General features: G+C 66.0%; 19 protein-coding genes. 3 read left to right on the plus strand and 16 right to left on the minus strand.

The genetic code is table 11. The features are described 5' to 3' along the window. Both L286_RS30205 and L286_RS30210 read right to left on the minus strand, forming a co-directional pair. A partial coding sequence (locus L286_RS30205; protein WP_021223175.1) for a hypothetical protein occupies positions 1-1,606 on the minus strand: 1,606 nt, incomplete at its 3' end. Positions 1,607-1,611: 5 nt separating this feature from the next. After that, positions 1,612-1,800, minus strand: coding sequence for a hypothetical protein (locus tag L286_RS30210; RefSeq protein WP_020821039.1), 189 nt, complete (start codon positions 1,798-1,800; stop codon positions 1,612-1,614). An 80-nt stretch (positions 1,801-1,880) separates the two neighbouring features. On the opposite strand from L286_RS30210, the gene L286_RS30215 reads away from it, so the two are divergent. Both L286_RS30215 and aroB read left to right on the plus strand, forming a co-directional pair. Further along, entirely contained in the window at positions 1,881-2,429 is a 549-nt protein-coding gene (locus L286_RS30215; protein WP_007687035.1) for a shikimate kinase, read from the plus strand. Beyond that, complete coding sequence (gene aroB, locus L286_RS30220; RefSeq protein ID WP_020821038.1) at positions 2,420-3,529, plus strand: 3-dehydroquinate synthase; 1,110 nt, start codon at positions 2,420-2,422, stop codon at positions 3,527-3,529. Before L286_RS30215 ends, aroB begins: the two co-directional genes overlap by 10 nt. A 233-nt stretch (positions 3,530-3,762) precedes the next feature. Here aroB and rpmE read toward each other — a convergent pair whose 3' ends face one another. The 12 genes from rpmE to rpsB all read right to left on the minus strand — a co-directional run bounded on the left by rpmE (position 3,763) and on the right by rpsB (position 15,226). Continuing rightward, positions 3,763-3,987 (minus strand): 50S ribosomal protein L31, encoded by a 225-nt coding sequence (gene rpmE / locus L286_RS30225; protein WP_007687040.1) that lies wholly within the window; start codon positions 3,985-3,987, stop codon positions 3,763-3,765. 178 nt (positions 3,988-4,165) lie between these two features. Next, a complete protein-coding gene (fabZ, locus tag L286_RS30230) occupies positions 4,166-4,645 on the minus strand; it encodes a 3-hydroxyacyl-ACP dehydratase FabZ (RefSeq protein WP_007687042.1) in 480 nt (159 codons plus the stop codon). 7 nt (positions 4,646-4,652) lie between these two features. Then, the gene (locus tag L286_RS30235; RefSeq protein WP_020821037.1) at positions 4,653-5,312 is read right to left on the minus strand and encodes an OmpH family outer membrane protein; all 660 of its coding nucleotides are present in this window, start codon (positions 5,310-5,312) and stop codon (positions 4,653-4,655) included. Next, on the minus strand, positions 5,312-7,948 hold the full coding sequence (gene bamA, locus L286_RS30240) for an outer membrane protein assembly factor BamA (RefSeq protein ID WP_020821036.1): 2,637 nt from the start codon (positions 7,946-7,948) through the stop codon (positions 5,312-5,314). The genes L286_RS30235 and bamA overlap by 1 nt, the downstream gene beginning before the upstream one ends. 92 nt (positions 7,949-8,040) lie before the next feature. Further along, a complete protein-coding gene (rseP, locus tag L286_RS30245; protein ID WP_020821035.1) occupies positions 8,041-9,174 on the minus strand; it encodes an RIP metalloprotease RseP in 1,134 nt (377 codons plus the stop codon). Beyond that, positions 9,171-10,328: a 1-deoxy-D-xylulose-5-phosphate reductoisomerase gene (locus tag L286_RS30250; RefSeq protein ID WP_021223176.1), complete on the minus strand. Its 1,158-nt coding sequence runs from the start codon at positions 10,326-10,328 to the stop codon at positions 9,171-9,173. The genes rseP and L286_RS30250 overlap by 4 nt, the downstream gene beginning before the upstream one ends. After that, positions 10,325-11,104, minus strand: a complete 780-nt coding sequence (locus L286_RS30255; protein ID WP_025160635.1) for a phosphatidate cytidylyltransferase — start codon at positions 11,102-11,104, stop codon at positions 10,325-10,327. The genes L286_RS30250 and L286_RS30255 overlap by 4 nt, the downstream gene beginning before the upstream one ends. 5 nt (positions 11,105-11,109) lie before the next feature. Beyond that, positions 11,110-11,850: an isoprenyl transferase gene (locus tag L286_RS30260; protein ID WP_020821032.1), complete on the minus strand. Its 741-nt coding sequence runs from the start codon at positions 11,848-11,850 to the stop codon at positions 11,110-11,112. 43 nt (positions 11,851-11,893) lie between these two features. Beyond that, positions 11,894-12,451, minus strand: coding sequence for a ribosome recycling factor (gene frr / locus L286_RS30265; protein WP_007684308.1), 558 nt, complete (start codon positions 12,449-12,451; stop codon positions 11,894-11,896). A gap of 6 nt (positions 12,452-12,457) precedes the next feature. Next, entirely contained in the window at positions 12,458-13,183 is a 726-nt protein-coding gene (gene pyrH / locus L286_RS30270; RefSeq protein ID WP_020821031.1) for a UMP kinase, read from the minus strand. Between the two features lie 169 nt (positions 13,184-13,352). Continuing rightward, positions 13,353-14,279 (minus strand): translation elongation factor Ts, encoded by a 927-nt coding sequence (gene tsf / locus L286_RS30275; RefSeq protein WP_020821030.1) that lies wholly within the window; start codon positions 14,277-14,279, stop codon positions 13,353-13,355. A gap of 188 nt (positions 14,280-14,467) precedes the next feature. After that, positions 14,468-15,226 carry a 30S ribosomal protein S2 gene (gene rpsB, locus L286_RS30280; RefSeq protein WP_007684303.1) on the minus strand — a complete coding sequence of 253 codons (759 nt, stop codon included), beginning with the start codon at positions 15,224-15,226 and terminating at the stop codon, positions 14,468-14,470. A gap of 248 nt (positions 15,227-15,474) precedes the next feature. Between rpsB and L286_RS30285 the strand changes: the two genes are divergently transcribed. Next, entirely contained in the window at positions 15,475-15,699 is a 225-nt protein-coding gene (locus L286_RS30285) for a hypothetical protein (RefSeq protein ID WP_021223177.1), read from the plus strand. A 3-nt stretch (positions 15,700-15,702) separates the two neighbouring features. Here the strand turns inward: L286_RS30285 and L286_RS30290 are convergent, their stop codons facing one another. Further along, on the minus strand, positions 15,703-16,482 hold the full coding sequence (locus L286_RS30290) for a CDP-alcohol phosphatidyltransferase family protein (RefSeq protein WP_013040632.1): 780 nt from the start codon (positions 16,480-16,482) through the stop codon (positions 15,703-15,705). Continuing rightward, positions 16,482-17,216 (minus strand): phosphatidylserine decarboxylase, encoded by a 735-nt coding sequence (locus tag L286_RS30295; protein ID WP_020821028.1) that lies wholly within the window; start codon positions 17,214-17,216, stop codon positions 16,482-16,484. Before L286_RS30295 ends, L286_RS30290 begins: the two co-directional genes overlap by 1 nt. Positions 17,217-17,384: the final 168 nt, after the last annotated feature.

Genomic DNA, 17,384 nt, shown 5'->3' on the forward strand with positions numbered 1-17,384 from the left:
CCCCCAGATCGAAGCCATGATCCTGCGCCAGCGACGCGCCGTCCTGCGCATCGATCCGGGCGAGGCCCGCCAGCGCGGCGATCAGCATCTGCGTCTTGCGCGGGTCGGCATCCCTGGCGAACGAGGAGACCCGGCCCGAACCGATCTCCACGACCGCGCTGGGCGCGCCGACCGCCAGCAAGGCCCAAAGGTCCGCCGCGCCGTCCCCATCCGCCTGCGCCGCAAGGCGCGACCATTGCGCCGCGCTGCGGTCATAACCTGCGGTGAACATGGCCGCGACCAGATTGGCCGCATCGCGCGCGCTGAGCTGCGAAACCGGCAGAGCCGCCGCAGCCCGCGCCGTCGCGATCAAGCCGACGAAATCCGGCCGCGCCTCATTCTGCCAGAGCGTCCGCATCGCCTGGAGCCGCTCGTCCGTCCCCGTCCCCGCATAGGCGGTGCGCAGCGCATCCACCCGGTCGGCCGCATTGGCGGGCAGGTCGCCGTCGGACTGCAACTGGCTGTAGAAACCGACCAGCGCCCTTGAGGAAAAGACGCCGAGCCGAGCCGCCACTTCGGCGCCCGGCAGGCGACGAACCGCCGACAGGGCAGGCGCGCGCGCTTCCCAGGCGCGGACATGCGGGCCGACCGTGGCATAGAGATCGTCCGGAATCTCGACATTGAGCGCTGTCGCCAGGCCGAAGCGCCAGGCCGTCAGCCGGTCCACCGCATCCCATTCGATCTTGACCGAGCGGCGGGCGTTGAAGCCGGTGCCGACCACCTTTTCCGCCAGGCGATAGTCGATGCCGCGCACCACGCCGCGCCGCTGCGCCTGGTTGAGCGCGCCGCTGGCCGAACCCTGATCCCCCGAAAGCGCCGGGCAGATGGCCCGCGTCATGTCCCAACCCGGTTCCTTGCTGAACCGCAGCGCGCCCGCAGACAGCGGACACAGGCCCGCCGGATCGGCCGTCGCCAGATAGGTCTGCATGGCGATGGCATAGAGGCGCGGGGTGAAACGGTCGGAATCGACGCTCTGCACCAGCAGGCGGGCGCTGTCCGCCTCCCCCATGCGCAGCAGCAGCCAGGCGCGTTCGGCGACCCAATCGGCGCCGTCGATGTCGCGGGGCGTATCGGTCGCGGACAGCAGCGCCCGGCGCAGCAGGATCGACGCCCAGCGCGAGGTGATCGGCGCCCGCGTCTCCTTCATCAGGGTGGCGAGGAACCGGCCCGATTGCGCGCCGAAGGCGTTGGGCGCCATGCCCTGCCGCTCCGGCGTCAGCGGCCCTATGCGGTCGAGCGAGCGGCGCGCATTTTCGGGCAGGTCATATTTCTGCTTTTCGGCGGCGAGTTCCTCCTCGCTCATCGCTTCCGCTGCATTGTCCCCCGCTTCTTCCGTGACGGCGAAGCTGGGCGGCAGGATCGGCGTCGCGGGCGCGGGGCCGACGGGCGGCGCAGGCGTGCCGGGGGCGGGACGCGGCGGCTGCGCGCCGGGTTGCGGCGCTTCGGGCGCATCGCCGAAGCCGGGCGGCAGTAGCGATTCGGGCGTCTCCTGCGCGACCACCGGCAGCGCCAGCGCGAGCGCGAGCGTGCCCAGCGCCCATTTCGCATTCACCCGCCGCCGCTGCATGCCCTTTACTGGCCCAGCTTTTCGGCGGGAATGACCTTTTCCACGCGGGCCTGCGGCTTTTCGCCGCCGCGCGACCAGAGCAGGGCGAGGATCGCGACCAGCACGGCGACCGCGATGATGGGAAGGATCGGCAGGGATGCCTTGCGGCGGCGCGAGCTGCCTTCAAAGCTGCTGTAGGAACGATTGCGCTTCATGAGTCCTGTTCTGGCCGGGCTGGGCATAAGGAAAGTTGCGATTTGCCTTGTCGGCGCGGGGATGTATAGCCCCGCTCGCCATGCAGCGAAACAGCAAATCCGCCGATGCGCGAGCGAAGCGCGGCCCCATCGTCCTGGTGGGCATGATGGGCGTGGGCAAATCGACCGTCGGGCGGCGGCTGGCGGCACGGCTGGACGTGGATTTCGTCGATGCGGACGAGGAGATCGAAAAAGCCGCAGGCATGACGATCAGCGAGATGTTCGAGCGCTATGGCGAGGCCTATTTCCGCGACGGCGAACGGCGCGTGATCGCCCGGCTGATGGACGGCGAGCCCAAGGTCATCGCCACCGGCGGCGGCGCCTTCATGCAGGAGGAGACGCGGGCGCTGATCCTGGATCATGCGCTGGCGATCTGGCTGAACGCCGACATCGACACGCTGGTCGACCGGGTGTCGCGCCGCGAGGGGCGGCCGCTGCTGAAGGGCAAAGATCCGCGCGCCGTGCTGACCGAACTGGCGGCGATCCGCAACCCGGTCTACGCGCTCTGCCCCATTCACGTGAAAAGCGCTGCCGCGCCGCATGACGTCGCGGTCGACAGCATCATGGAGCAGCTTTCCCAATGGCCATAGTCCGCGTCGCGCTGGATTCGCGCAGTTACGACATCGTGATCGAACAGGGCGTGCTGGACCGGGCGGGTTCCCATCTGGCGCGCCATGCGCGAAAAGGACGGCTGGTGGTCGTGACCGACCTGCATGTCGCCGCCGCGCAGCTTCCCCGGCTGGAGGCCAGCCTGCGCGACGCGGGCGTGGCGGTGGAGCCGGTGATCCTGCCGCCGGGCGAGCAGACCAAGAGCTGGCGCCACTTGGAGGAACTGCTCGACGCGCTGCTGGCGCTGGAGATCGAGCGCGGCGACCATGTGGTGGCGCTGGGCGGCGGCGTGATCGGCGACCTGGTGGGCTTCGCCGCCTCGATCCTGAAGCGCGGCTGCCATTTCATCCAGGTGCCGACGACCCTGCTGGCGCAGGTGGACAGTTCTGTCGGCGGCAAGACCGCGATCAATAGCAAGGCGGGCAAGAATCTGGTCGGCAGCTTCTACCAGCCGTCGCTGGTTCTGATCGATCCCTCGACGCTCGACACGCTGCCGGCGCGAGAGACGCGGGCGGGCTATGCCGAGGTCGTGAAATATGGGTTGATCGATGACCCGGATTTCTTCGCCTGGTGCGAGGCGAAGGGGCACGACCTGCTGGCCGGCGACGTCCAGGCACGCGAATATGCCATCGAGCGCAGCGTGGCCGCCAAGGCGGCGATTGTCGCCGATGACGAGCGGGAAACCTCCGGACGGCGGGCCTTGCTGAACCTTGGCCATACTTTCGGCCATGCGCTGGAGGCCGACACCGGCTTTTCCGACCTTCTGCTCCATGGCGAAGGCGTCGCGGCGGGCATGGCTCTTGCCTTCCGCTATTCGGCGCGGCTCGGCCTGTGCCCGGCGGAGGATGCGGAGCGGGTGACGGCGCATCTGAAGGCCGTCGGCCTGCCGCACGACCTTGCGGGCGCGCATGTGAAGGCGGACGGCGCGGCGCTGGTCGCGCATATGCTGCACGACAAGAAGATGGCGGCGGGCACCCTGCCCTTCCTGCTGGCGCGGGGAATCGGGCGGACCTTCCTGTCGAAGGATGTCGTGCTGGACGATGTCGCCGCGTTTCTGGACGAGGACCGGGCGGCGGCTTGATGCCTGGGATGGCTGATGGGGGTGGGAAGCGGGCACTCCCCTATTCGTCACCCCGGACTTGATCCGGGGTCCCGCTTTCTTTCGGGTGCACGTCTGGAAAAGGCAGCGGGACCCAGGGTCAAGCCCGGGGTGACGGGAAACTGATGACGGGAATTGACCCAAACCCACTCCCACGCACAACAAAAAGGGCGCCCCTAGAGGCGCCCTTTTCTGTCCTGCCTTTGGAAGGCCGATTACTTCTTCAGCGTCAGGCCGCCGAAGCGCTTGTTGAAGCGAGCCACCTGGCCGCCCTGCTCAAGCTGGCGGGTGCCGCCGGTCCAGGCCGGGTGCGACTTGGGGTCGATGTCGAGCGCCAGCGTGTCGCCTTCCTTGCCCCAGGTGGAGCGGGTGCGGAAGGTCGTGCCGTCGGTCATCTGGACGGTGATGAAGTGGTAATCGGGATGCGTATCGGCCTTCATGGGTCTGCTCCGTCTATGGGCCGGTTTCCGACCGGCCATGGATGCGTAAAACTAGCGAAGGCGCGCCGTTACATGGGAATGCGCGCAAAAGCAAGGGGTGGAGTGGCCTTTCCCGACCACAGCGATCCGTCTTCCCGCCTGCGCGGGAATGACGGGATATTCCGAGCGCCGCGGCGTCTCAATCCACCGGCGGGTCGGCGATCATCGCGACGAAGCTGGCCTCGGCGCAGAGCTTGCCCTCCACCATCGCCTTGCCCGTGAACTTGCAGACGCGGCCGCGAATCTGGACCAGGTCGACATGCAGGTCGAGCAGGCAGCCCGGCTCCACCGGGTTGCGGAACTTCGCCCCATCGATGCTCATGAAATAGACGAGCTTGCCCGAACCGCGCAGGTCCATCGTCTCGACCGTCAGCACGCCGGCGGCCTGCGCCATCGCTTCCACGATCAGCACGCCGGGCATGATCGGCCGGCCGGGGAAATGCCCCTGGAAGAAACCCTCGTTGATCGACACCGCCTTGACCGCGTGGATCGTGCTGTTCGGCACGAGCGAAATCACGCGGTCGACGAGCAGCATCGGATAACGGTGCGGCAGCGCCGCCATCACCCCACGAATATCGATGGGGCCGACGGCGGCGGCATTGTCAACCTGATCCGTCATCCGGCGATCAGCGCGAGGCCGGCTGCTGCGACGGATTGGCGGGCGCAGCGGCAGGGGCGGCAGCGGCCTGGCCCTGACGGCCCGGCTGCCAGCCGGCCGGCGGCGTGATGCCGACGCTGGGCACCAGCGCGTTGAGTTCGGCCACCACCGATTGGGTGATGTCGACGGTCGGCTGATAGGACACGGTCGCGTCGGGCGACAGGATCAGGTCGACCTTGGCCTTGGTCATGGCGGATTTCAGCGCGTCCGACAGCTTGGCCGAAATCTGCTCCTCGACATAGGCGTTGGCGAGCGCGATCGGTTGGCCCAGGCGCTGCAATTCGGCCTGGCCGTCCTGACCGGCCTTCTGATAAGCCTCATATTGCGTCTGGATCGCCGGGGTCGGCTTGCCGCCGGCGGCCTTCATCGCGGCTTCCAGGGCCGTGCCCTTGGCCTTTAGGTCGGCGTCGATGGCGTTCTTGCGCGCGGTGAAGCCGTCGATCTGCGCCTTGTAGGTCGTCTGGATCTGCGTGCGCGCGGTCGAATAGGCCGAGCTGGTGGCGACGGCGCGTTGCAGGTCGACGACGGCGATGCCGGTCTTCGACTGGGCTGCGGCCGGGACGCTGGTCAGCGCCATGGCGGTCATCGGCGCCAGAACCAGCGCGGCGGCCTTGAAAATGGTCTTCATCAGAATTGAGTCCCTACGTTGAAGCTGATTAGCTGAGTGTCGTCCCCTGGTTCCTTGAGCAGGGCCTTGGCGATGTCGATGCGGAACGGCCCGAAGGGCGAGTTCCAGTTGACGCCGAAGCCCACGGCGACGCGCGGTTTCAGCGTATCGCCCAGATATTCTTCCTCGAACGGCCCGATCAGGAGGGTCTGGCCGGTTCCGCATGTGCCCGGAGTGCCCGCTTCGCTGCGCGAGCCGGTCGTGTTGTCGGCGCAGATGCCGTTCGAATTCGTCGTGCGGGGATTGCGCAATCCCGCGACCGCGCCGACGTCGGCGAAGATCGACGGGCGCAGGCCCATTTCGCGAGCGCCCGATCCCAGCGGAATTTCCATTTCCGCCCGCGCCAGATAATAGGCCTTGCCGCCCAGCGCGTCGTCGGAAACATTATTGTTCCCCTCGCCCCGAACATAGGTGATGCTGCCGTCCGGGTTGGTTTGCGACTGCAGGTAATAGCGCTTCACGCGAGGCCCGATGCCGCGAATGTCGAAACCGCGAATCTGCGGATTGCCCAGGAAGAATCGGTCGGTCAGGCGAACCTTGTCGACCAGTTCGTTCGAAGCGTCGCGACGGTCGCCCTCAAGGCTGTGGATATAGCCGCCCTCCGCCGAGACGGAGAAGATGAACCCGCCGCCGACCGGCCAATATTTGGAGCCATTCAACCGCGTGCGCACATATTTGACGCTGCCGCCCAGACCGGCGAAGTCCTGGCTCAGAACCACATTATGGCCTCGCGTCGGGCGAATGCGGTTGTCGCGGGTATCGTAGATCAGCGAATAGCCAAGGGACGACGTCGTCCGCTTGCCGATGGCGTCGCAAAGATAGCGGCCGGCGAGCAGCGGATCGCACTGAAGCCCCAGCGGACCCGCGCCGTCGGGATCGGAGTAGTAACTGTCCTTGTCGAGCGTAACATCGTCCAGGTTCAGCGTGTAACGCAGCGCCAGCGACATATATTCCGTAATCGGCACGCCAGCGCGAAGCTGGAAGCCGGTCGTCGTCTGCTCATAGGTGGTGTCGCGGTCGTTATTGTTCAGATAACGGAAGCTGTTGAGGTCGCGGCGGTAGATGTCGCCGCCCAGCGCGATGTTCCTGTCCATGAAATAAGGCTCGGTGAAGCCCACTTCCACCGACTTGGAATAAGCCGAATAGTTGACGCTGGTGCGCAGTTCCTGCCCCTTGCCGCGGAAGTTGCGCTGGGTGATCGACGCCGATACTATGAAGCGCTCCAGAGAGGAGAAACCGGCCGACAGCGACAGTTCGCCGGTCGATTTTTCCTGCACATTGGTTTCCAGGACGATGCGGTCGGGCGCGGAGCCGGGCTTCTGCTCGATGTCCAGCTTTTCCTGGAAGAAGCCGAGCGAATTGATGCGGTCCTTCGACCGCTTGACGAGGAAGCTGTTGAAGGCGTCGCCCTCCGCCAGGCGGAATTCGCGGCGCACGACCTTGTCCTGGGTCAGCGTGTTGCCGTTGATGTCGACCCGCTCGACATAGACGCGGGGCGCGTTGGCGATGCGGAAATCGATCCCCATCGTCAGCGTGTCCTTGTCGCGCTGGAAGTCCGGCTGGACGTCCGCGAAGGCGTAGCCGAACAGGCCCGCCGTCTCGCTCAGCGTGTCGACCGTGTCCTCGACCTGCTTGGCGTTGTACCAGTCGCCCTTCTTCATCGGCAGCATCCTGGTCAGCGAATCGCCGGACAGGTCGCGAATGTCGCTGTTGACCTTCACGTCGCCGAATTTGTAGCGCTGCCCTTCCTCCACCACATAGGTGATGATGAAGTCCTGCTTGTCCGGCGTCAGTTCCGCCACGGCGGAGATCACGCGGAAATCGGCATAGCCTTCGGTCAGGTAGAATTGGCGCAGCTTCTGCTGGTCATAAGCCAGCCGGTCGGGATCGTAGCTGGTGCCGGAGGAGAAGATGCGGAACCAGCGCGACTGCTTCGTCACCATCTGGCTGCGCAGTTCGCCGTCCTTGAACTTCTCATTGCCGATGATGTTGATCTGGCGGACCTTGGATTTCGGCCCTTCGGAGATTTCGAAGACGATGTCGACGCGGTTCTGGTCGAGCTGCACCATCTTCGGTTCGACCGTGGCGGCGAAGCGGCCCTGGCGGCGATAGAGTTCGATGATGCGGGCGACGTCGGCGCGCACCTTCGACCGAGTATAGATCTGGCGCGGAGCCAGTTTTATTTCAGGACGTATCTTGTCTTCCTTGAGGCGCTTATTACCTTCAAGGACGATGCGGTTGATGACCGGGTTTTCCTTCACCTCGACGGTCAGCGCGCCATTGTCGTTGCGGATCTGGACGTCGGCGAACAGTTCCGTCTCGTAAAGGTCGCGTAGCGCCTGGTCGAGCGATTCCTGGGTGAAGGACTGGCCGATGCGCAGCTTGGTGTAGGACAGCACCGTGTCCGGCTCCAGCCGCTGCTGGCCGGTGACGGAGATGGCGCGGATCGTGCCCGCGGGCGCGACGGCGGGAACAGGCGCGGGCGCGGCAGCCGGCGGGGCATTTTGCGCCATCGCAGGCACGGCAGACATGCCCGCGATCATCGTGGTCGCCAACAGGGCCACGACGACCGGGCGCTGCCTGTTGCTGCTCATCATCGCTGTCACCCGCTCCACCTTCTACAAAAAAGCAACATATCGTTCACGTCGGGAAAAAAGGCGTGAAATCGCGTCCTCCTGCCCGATACGGCTCAGCCGATCAAGCCGGACAGACGATCCCAAAGACCGAAAGAGGATAAATCGTTGAACGTTACCAGCACCATCATCGCCAGCAGGACCGCCAGTCCCGACCGATAGGCCCATTCCTGCACCTGCGGGCTGACCGGCCGCCGCTGTATCGCCTCCACCCCGTAGAACAGCAGATGGCCGCCATCCAGCATGGGGATTGGCAAGAGGTTGATGAACCCCAAGTTAATCGAGATGAGCGCCATGAAGAAGACGAAGCTTTCCATCCCCAAAGTCGCCGCCTGACCCGAAACCTCCGCGATCTTGAGCGGGCCGCCCAGTTCCTTGACCGACCGGCCGCCGCCTACGATCTGGCCCAGCGTCTCCACCATGGTGCGGATGATCTGGCCGGTGCGTTCGATGGCGACGACGGGGGCGCGGATCAGGCTGACCGGCTCTATCACCGGCTCGCCCGGCGCGATGCCGAGACGGCCGATGCGGAACTTGTTGCCGAAGCCGTCATCTTCCTCGACCGCGCCGACCCTGCCCTGTTTTTCGAACAGCTTGCCCTGCCGGTCGATCAGGACGGTGACGGGTTCGCCGGGGCGGATCTGCGCGAACAGGCGGATATCGTCGAAGGTCGCCATTTCCCGGCCGTTGAGCGAGACGATGCGGTCCCCGGCGACGATCCCCGCCGCGGCGGCCGCGCTGCCCGGCTGCACCTGCCCGGCGACCGCAGGCGTGCGGCTCTCGCCATGGACGAAGGCGAAGGCGGCCAGGATCAGGATGGCGAAGAGGAAATTGATCGCGGGGCCAGCCGCGACGATGGCCGCCCGCTGCCACAATGGCTTGGCCGGGAAGCTCTCGGCCCGTTCTGCGGCGGGCATTTCCAACCAGCGCGGATCGGCCTGGCTCGCCGCGTTCATGTCGCCCTTGAACCGCACATAGCCGCCCAGCGGCAGCGCCCCCAGGCGCCAGCGCGTGCCGCGCCTGTCGGTCCATGCGGCGATTTCCGGGCCGAATCCGATGGAAAAGGCTTCCGCCTTCACGCCGCACCAGCGGCCCACCAGATAATGGCCCAGCTCATGCACGAAGACGAGCGGTCCGATGACCGCCACGAATGCGACTACGGTCAACAGAAAACCGGGATTCTGGATCAAGCGGTCAATCTTTCCATCACTTGTGCAGCCATATTACGCGCCTGCGCATCCGCTTCCAGCACATCGTCGATCCGGCGGGGCACAGGCGCGCTATAGCGGTTCAGGACATCCTCCACAATCATGGCGATATCAAGGAAGCCTATGGCCCCTTTCAGGAAGGCGGCGACGGCGACCTCATTGGCCGCGTTCAATATGGCCGGCGCGGCGCCCGCCGCCTCCGCCGCCTGCCGGGTCAGCCGCAGCGCGGGGAAGCGATCCTCATCCGGCGCCTCGAAGTCCAGGCGGCCGATCCGGGCGAGGTCCAGCGGCTGGCAGGGCGTGGCGATCCGGTCCGGCCAGGCCAGCGCATGGGCGATGGGAATGCGCATGTCGGGCGAACCGAGCTGCGCCAGCGTGGATCGGTCGCGATATTCGACCATGGAATGGATGACGGATTGCGGATGGACGAGTATCTCGATCCGGTCCAGCCCGACCGGGAAGAGGTGCGCCGCCTCGATCAGTTCCAGCCCCTTGTTCATCATCGTCGCGCTGTCGACGCTGATCTTCGCGCCCATCGACCAGTTGGGATGGGCGACAGCCTGCGCGGGCGTGATGCCGCGCATCTCCTCCCGGCTGCGGGTGCGGAAGGGGCCGCCGCTGGCCGTCAGCGTGATCCTTGCCACATCCTCCAAGCGGCTGCCCGCAAGGCATTGGAATATGGCGTTATGCTCGCTGTCGACCGGCAGCAGCGTCGCGCCCGATGCGCCGACGGCGTCCATCATCAGCGCGCCCGCCGACACCAGCGATTCCTTGTTGGCCAGCGCCACCGTGCCGCCCGCCTTCAACGCCGCCATGGTCGGGCGCAGCCCGGCGCAACCGACGATGGCGGCCATGCTCCAGTCGGCGCCGGCGCCCGCCGCGTCGACCAGCGCGCCTTCGCCCGCCGCCGCCTCCGTCCCGGAACCGCGCAGCGCGTCCTTCAACGCCTCATAATGCGCCTCGTCCCCGATCACCGCGACGGCGGCATTGCTCTGCCGGGCTGCGGCGGCCAGGCCCGCCACATCGCTGTGCGCGGTCAGGGCGACGACCTGATAACTGTCCGGATCGCGCTGAATCAGGTCCAGCGTGGACATGCCGACCGATCCGGTCGCGCCGAAGATCGACACCTTCCTCATGGCAGTTGCACCAGGATCATATAGCAGATCGCGGCCAGCGGCGCGGCGGCGACCACGCCGTCCAGCCGGTCCATCACGCCGCCATGGCCGGGCAGCAGCGTCCCGCTGTCCTTGACGCCTGCCCGGCGCTTCATCCAGCTTTCCAGCAGGTCGCCCAATTGCGCCGCCACCGCCAGCAGGCCGCTCGCCGCCGCGAGCTGAACCGGCAGGTCGGCGAACCGATGGAGCAGGAAACCCACCGTCAGCGCCGCCAGCACGCCGCCGCCCAGGCCCGCCCAGGTCTTGGACGGGCTGACGCGCGGCGCCAGCTTCGGCCCGCCGATCGACCGGCCGGCGAAATAAGCGCCGATGTCCGTCGCCCAGACAAGGCCCAGCGCCCACAGGGTCAGCAGCAGCCCCTGAAGATTGGGCGCCTGTTCGCGCAGGAACAGCAGCGCCATCACCGGCACGACGATATAGGGAACGCCCAGCGCCAGCCTGATCGACCGACCGACCAGCGCGACGAAGAAGAAGGCCGCCGCCATCAGCGTGAAGGCAAGCCAGGACACGCCGGCCGCCACGGGGCAAAGGATCGCCAGCGGCACCGAGACGGCGAACATCGCCAGCTTGCGGTTCTCCGGCGTGGCTCCGGTCAGGTCGCCCCATTCCCCCTGCATCAGCACGCCCGCCACGGACAGCAGCATCCAGAACAGGAAACCGCCCGAAAACAGGGCTGCCAACGCTACGAGGATGAGCACGACGCTGACGATCGCGCGGGTGCGAAGCTCGCTCGACATGCCGGTCACAGTCCGCCGAAACGGCGGTCCCTCAGGCGGAAGGCGTCCAGTGCGGCGGCCAGCGCCCGCCCATCGAAATCCGGCCACAGAATGTCCGTGAAGTAAAGCTCCGCATAGGCGGCTTGCCACAGCATGAAGTTGCTGAGCCGCTGTTCCCCCGACGTCCGGATCATCAGGTCCAGCGGCGGCAGGTCGGCGGTGTAGAGCGCCGCATCGACATCCGCGAGGCCGATCTCCTCCGCCGCGATCTCGCCGGCGGCCACCCGGCGCGCCAGCGTCTGCGCCATGCGCACCAGCTCGTCCTGCGCGCCATAGTTCAGCGCTATGGCAAGGATCGGCCCGCTGTTCCCGGCGGTCCGCGCCACCGCATTGTCGATCAGATCGACGAGCGAAGGGTCGAGCGCCCGATAATTGCCGATGATGCGCAGCCGCACGCCATTGGCATGGAATTCATCGAGGTCGGACTGGATGAAATGGCGCAAAAGGCCCATCAGGTCCGTGACCTCGCTGGCCGGACGTTTCCAGTTTTCCGAGGAAAAGGCGTAGAGCGTCAGGCATTCCAGGCCCAGCTCCCGCGCGGCGCGGGCGACGCGGCGCACCGCCTCCACCCCGGCGCGATGCCCGGCGATGCGCGGCAGGAAGCGCTTTTTCGCCCAGCGTCCGTTGCCGTCCATGATAATAGCAACGTGACGAGCGCCATGGTCCGGCGCGCCGCTGGTCAGATCGGGTTTGGCTTGGGTGGCCATCAGACAGGAATGCGTGCTTTGGCCGCGAAAGGAAAGCCCCGGATCACTGACCGAGAATTTCCTTCTCCTTCGCCGCAGTCGCCGCGTCGATGTCCGCTATGGTGCTGTCGGTCAGCTTCTGAACCTCGGTTTCCTTGCGCTTGCGCTCGTCCTCGCTGATCTCGCCCTTCTTCTCGTCGGTCTTCAGGCTGTCCATGCCGTCGCGGCGGACATTGCGGACGGCGATGCGGGCGCCCTCCGCATATTTGCTGGCGAGCTTGGCCAGTTCCTTGCGGCGTTCCTCCGTCAGGTCGGGGATGGGCAGGCGCAGCGTCTGGCCGTCGACAATGGGGTTGAGGCCCAGGCCCGCCGAACGGATCGCCTTGTCGACGGGGCCGACATTGCTCTTGTCCCACACCTGGACCGACAGCATGCGCGGTTCGGGCGCGGAAACGGTCGCGACCTGATTGAGCGGCATATGCGCGCCATAAACCTCGACCGTCACCGGATCGAGAAGCTGGATATTCGCCCGGCCGGTGCGCAGGCCCGACAGATCGCCCTTCAGCGATTCGACGGCGCCCGCCATGCGGCGTTCGAGGTCGGCCTTGTCATATTGAGCCATTTTCTTTCAGCGCTCCTGATTTTGCACGATCGTCGCCACACCGTCGCCGGCCAGCACCTTCGCCAGATTGCCGGTTTCGCGGATGTTGAACACGACGATGGGAATATTGTTTTCGCGGCAAAGGGCAATGGCGCTCGCGTCCATGACCTTCAGATTGTCGTTCAGCACCTGGTCGAAGCTGATCGCTTCATAGCGGGCCGCATCCGGCACCTTCTTGGGATCGGCATTGTAGATGCCGTCGACGCTGGTCCCCTTGAACAGGGCGTCGCAATCCATTTCGGCCGCCCGCAGCGCCGCCGTGGTGTCCGTGGTGAAGAAGGGGCTGCCGGTGCCCGCCGCGAAGATGACGATCCGTCCCTTCTCCATATGCCGCACCGCCTTGCGCCGGATATAGGGTTCGCAGACCGACGCCATCGGAATGGCGGACTGGACGCGCGTGTCGTAGCCCAGCTTTTCCAGCGCATTCTGCACCGCCAGCGCGTTCATGACGGTGGCGAGCATGCCCATATAGTCGGCGCTCGCCCGGTCGAAGCCCTTGGCGGCGCCCGCCAGACCCCGGAAGATATTGCCGCCGCCGACGACGACGCACAGTTCGAAGCCCGCATCCTTGGCCGCCGCGATCTCGCCCGCGACGCGGTTCACCGTCTCCGGCTCTATGCCGAACTGCCCCTGCCCCATCAGCACTTCGCCCGAAAGTTTCAGCAGGATGCGCTTGAAGGCTGGGCGAGACATGCGGGGCAATATTCCTTTTATATTCGGGCAAGGAAATGGCGCGCACCTTAAGCAGCGCGCGCCATTATGGGAAGCGGGGTTTTAAGTCCTGAACTTCCTTAGCGTTCGCTTCCGGCTTGTCGAGCGGCCTCAGCCTCCCGACACCGCCCGAAGCGAACCGTCTATCGGATCAGACGCCCGCGGCCGCAGCCACTTCGGCGGCGAAGTCGCTCGTTTCCTTCTCGATGCCTTCGCCGAGCTGGAAGCGGACATAGTTTTTCAGCGTGATCGACGCGCCGGCTTCCTTCGCCGCCTTGGCGACGACATCGGCGACCGGGGTCTTGTTGTCCATCACGAAGAGCTGGCTGAGCAGGGCCTGCTCCTTGGCGAACTTGGCGACCGCGCCGTCGACCATCTTGGCGACGATCTCGGCGGGCTTGCCCGATTCGGCGGCCTTTTCGGCGGCGATGGCGCGCTCGCGCTCCAGCAGGGCGGGATCGATGTCGGCGGCCGACAGGGCCAGCGGGAAGGCGGCGGCGATATGCATCGCGATCTGCTTGCCCAGCGGCTCCAGAACGTCGGCCGGGGCGTCGCCCTCCAGCGCGACCAGAACGCCGATCTTGCCCAGGCCCGGAGCGGCGGCGTTGTGGACATAGGGAACGACCACGCCCTGGCTCACCTCGACCTGGCCGACGCGGCGCAGGGTCTGGTTCTCGCCGATGGTGGCGATGTTGGCGACCAGCTTTTCAGCGACGGTGCCGCCCGACGGATAGGCGGCGCTCGACAGCGCTTCGGCATCGGCCACGCCCTGTTCCAGCGCGATGGCCGACACGGTGCGGACGAAATCCTGGAACTGGTCGTTCTTGGCGACGAAGTCGGTTTCGCTGTTCACCTCGACGGCGACGCCCTTGGTCCCGGCGACGGCCACGCCGACCAGGCCCTCGGCTGCGGTGCGGCTGGACTTCTTCTGCGCGGCGGCCAGGCCCTTGGCGCGCAGCCAGTCGGTCGCGGCCTCGATATCGCCATTGGCTTCGGTGAGCGCCTTCTTGCAATCCATCATGCCCGCGCCCGAACGGTCGCGCAGTTCCTTGACGGCGGCAGCGGTAATTTCGGCCATGTTTCGGCTCCTAAATGTTTCGGATGGTTCAAATATGCGGGAGGGCGCATCTCCGGAAGAGTGCGCCCTACGCCGTCAATCTTTCAGTTCGAAGTCTCCGTTTCCCGTCTCCGTCCGCCCTGGGGGCCGCGCCTCTTCAAAAGAAGAGGAGGGCTTCGACAGGCTCAGCCCAAACGGAAAAGGAAATATCAGGCTTCGACAACGACCTCTTCAGCGGCGGGCTCGTCCAGAGCGCCGAGGTCGACGCCCGAAGCCTGCTGCGCGCCGCGGTTGCCCTTGGTGGCGGCGGCGGCGATGGCGTCGCAATAGAGGCGGATGGCGCGGCTGGCGTCATCGTTCGCCGGAACCGGGAAGGCGATGCCGTCGGGCGAGACGTTCGAATCGAGGATTGCGACGACCGGAATGCCCAGCGTGTTGGCTTCCTTGATCGCCAGTTCTTCCTTGTTGGCGTCGATCACGAACATGACGTCGGGAATGCCGTTCATGTCGCGGATGCCGCCCAGCGACAGTTCCAGCTTCTCGCGCTCGCGAGTCATCTGGAGCACTTCCTTCTTCGTGAAGCCGTGGGTGTCGCCCGACAGCTTCTCTTCCAGGGTCTTCAGGCGCTTGATCGAACCGGAAATGGTCTTCCAGTTGGTGAGCATGCCGCCCAGCCAGCGATGGTTGACGAAATGCTGGCCCGACTTGCGGGCGGCTTCGGCGATGGGATCCTGCGCCTGGCGCTTGGTGCCGACGAACAGCACCTTGCCGCCGGCGGCGACGGTCGCGGAGACGAAGTCCAGCGCGCGGCCGAACAGCGGCACGGTCTGCGACAGGTCAAGGATGTGGATGCCGTTGCGCTCGCCGAAGATGTACGGCTTCATGCGCGGGTTCCAGCGGTGGGTCTGGTGGCCGAAATGGGCGCCAGCCTCGATCAATTGGTGCATGGTGACGACAGGTGCCGCCATAATATTTCTCCTTCCGGTTTGACCTCTGGGAATCAGGAACTGGGCGTCACGCCGCAGCACCGGATATGTCGATTCCCATGTGGAATGGGCGCGCCTTTAGCGGGCCGGGAAAAGCAATGCAAGGGGTTGACTTGCCGTTCCGGATGGAACATAAGGAGAACATCGGGAACAAACAGCGGATTCACGCGGTTTGCGCTGGGTATAGTGAACCATGCCGTGAAAATGGCAAGACAGAAAGTGATCTGCTTATGTTCGCACTGGTCGCAGCATTTGTTTTCATCGGATCGTTCCTGCTGGCGGCGGGAACCATCGTCGGCATGCTGATGCTCTATCATGACAAGATGGTCGCGGCGCTGACGTTCGAACCCATCCCGCGGGAGGCGCCGGTCTATCGCCTGCGGATCAGCCGCCGGCGCGCCGCCCCTTCGACGCGGCGGGAGGTTCCGGTGCTGGCCGCCGCCCTGGCTGCCTGAAGATCAGGCCGTCCCCTCGCCTGCCCGCTGCCGCCGCACCCTGGCGTAGGAGAGCATGCCGAAGGGGATGAGGGCGAGGTAGAAGGCGCACAGGGCCAGCAGCGTCAGCCAGGGATCGGTGATCAGCAGCGCGGCCAGCAATCCGGCGAGGGCAATCGCCTCCAGCCTGATGCGCTTGCGCAGGCGCAGCGCCGACCAGCTATAGGTCGCGATGTTGGAGATCATCAGGAAGGCGGTGAAACCGGCCCAGGGCGCCACCACATACCATGCGCGGAACAGCGGCTCGCCCGTCACCAGCCAGAGATAGAGCGGCACGAAGGCCAGCCCGGCCCCGGCGGGCGCGGGAACGCCGGTCAGGAAGCCGGCCGATTTATGCGGCTGTACGTCCGCATCGATATTGGCGTTGAACCGCGCCAGCCGCAGCGCGCAGGACAGGGCATGGGCCAGCGCGAAGATCCAGCCGAATTTCGGCATGGCGTGGAGCGACCAGAGATAGAGCACCAATGCAGGCGCCACGCCGAAAGCGATGGAGTCCGACAGCGAATCCAGTTCCGCGCCGAAGCGGCTCTCGCCCCGCAGCAGCCGGGCGATGCGGCCGTCCAGCCCGTCCAGCACCCCGGCGATCAGGATGGAGAGCACGGCCCTCTCCCACTCCCCTGAAATGCCGTAGCGCACGCCCGTCAGGCCGAAGCACAGCGCCATCGCCGTCACGGCGTTGGGCGCCACCATCCGCAGGGTGATCCCCCGGCGCAGGCCTCGCGGAATGGCGCGCCGCCGTCGCATTATTGCTGAATCCCCGAAATCACCCGCATGTCGCCCATCTGGCCCAGGATCGTCTCGCCCGCGACGGTGCGCTGGCCCAGAACGACGCGGGGCGCGGTTCCGGCGGGCAGATAGACGTCGACCCGGCTGCCGAAGCGGATCAGGCCGATGCGCTGCCCGGCGGCGACCATGTCGCCCGGCTTCACGAAGGGCACGATCCGCCGCGCCACAAGGCCCGCGATCTGGGTGAAGCCAATGCGCACGCCGTCATGCCGTTCGACCAGGATATGCTGCCGCTCATTATCCTCGCTCGCCTTGTCGAGGTCGGCGTTCAGGAACTTGCCGGAAATATAGACGACCGACTTCACCGTCCCGCCGATGGGCGTGCGGTTGATGTGCACGTCGAACACGCTCATGAAGATCGACACCCGGATCATCGGCTGGTCGCCCAGGCCGTCCGGCCCCGCCATCTCGCGCGGCGGCGGCACCCGCTGGATCAGCGTCACCAGCCCGTCTGCGGGCGCGACGATGGCGCGCTCGTCCTGCGGCACGGCGCGGACCGGATCGCGGAAGAAGGCCAGCACCCAGATCGTCACCATCACCATCAGCCAGCCGAGCACTTCCCAGCCGACCAGGAACAGCAGCGCCGTGATGGCGGCCGCGATCAGGCCGAATTTCACCCCCTCCGGATGCACCGAAGGGAAGCGCCATTTCACATTGCCGCCCAGCGCGACGGTCAGTTCGTCATTTTCCATGGCATCGTCTTTAGGCACAGTCGGTTGGAGTGACAACGTCCGATGCTGGCGGGAGGGTCATGAAATGATCCTGACCCAAGCGAGGGGGCATCCGGTCGAGACCTATAGTTGCTCCTGCTTCGCAAGAGCAGGGAAGTTGGGGCCAAGACTGCTCATTTCCGGTCGAAT

Source organism: Sphingobium sp. HDIP04, assembly GCF_000445085.1.
Lineage (GTDB): Bacteria > Pseudomonadota > Alphaproteobacteria > Sphingomonadales > Sphingomonadaceae > Sphingobium > Sphingobium indicum.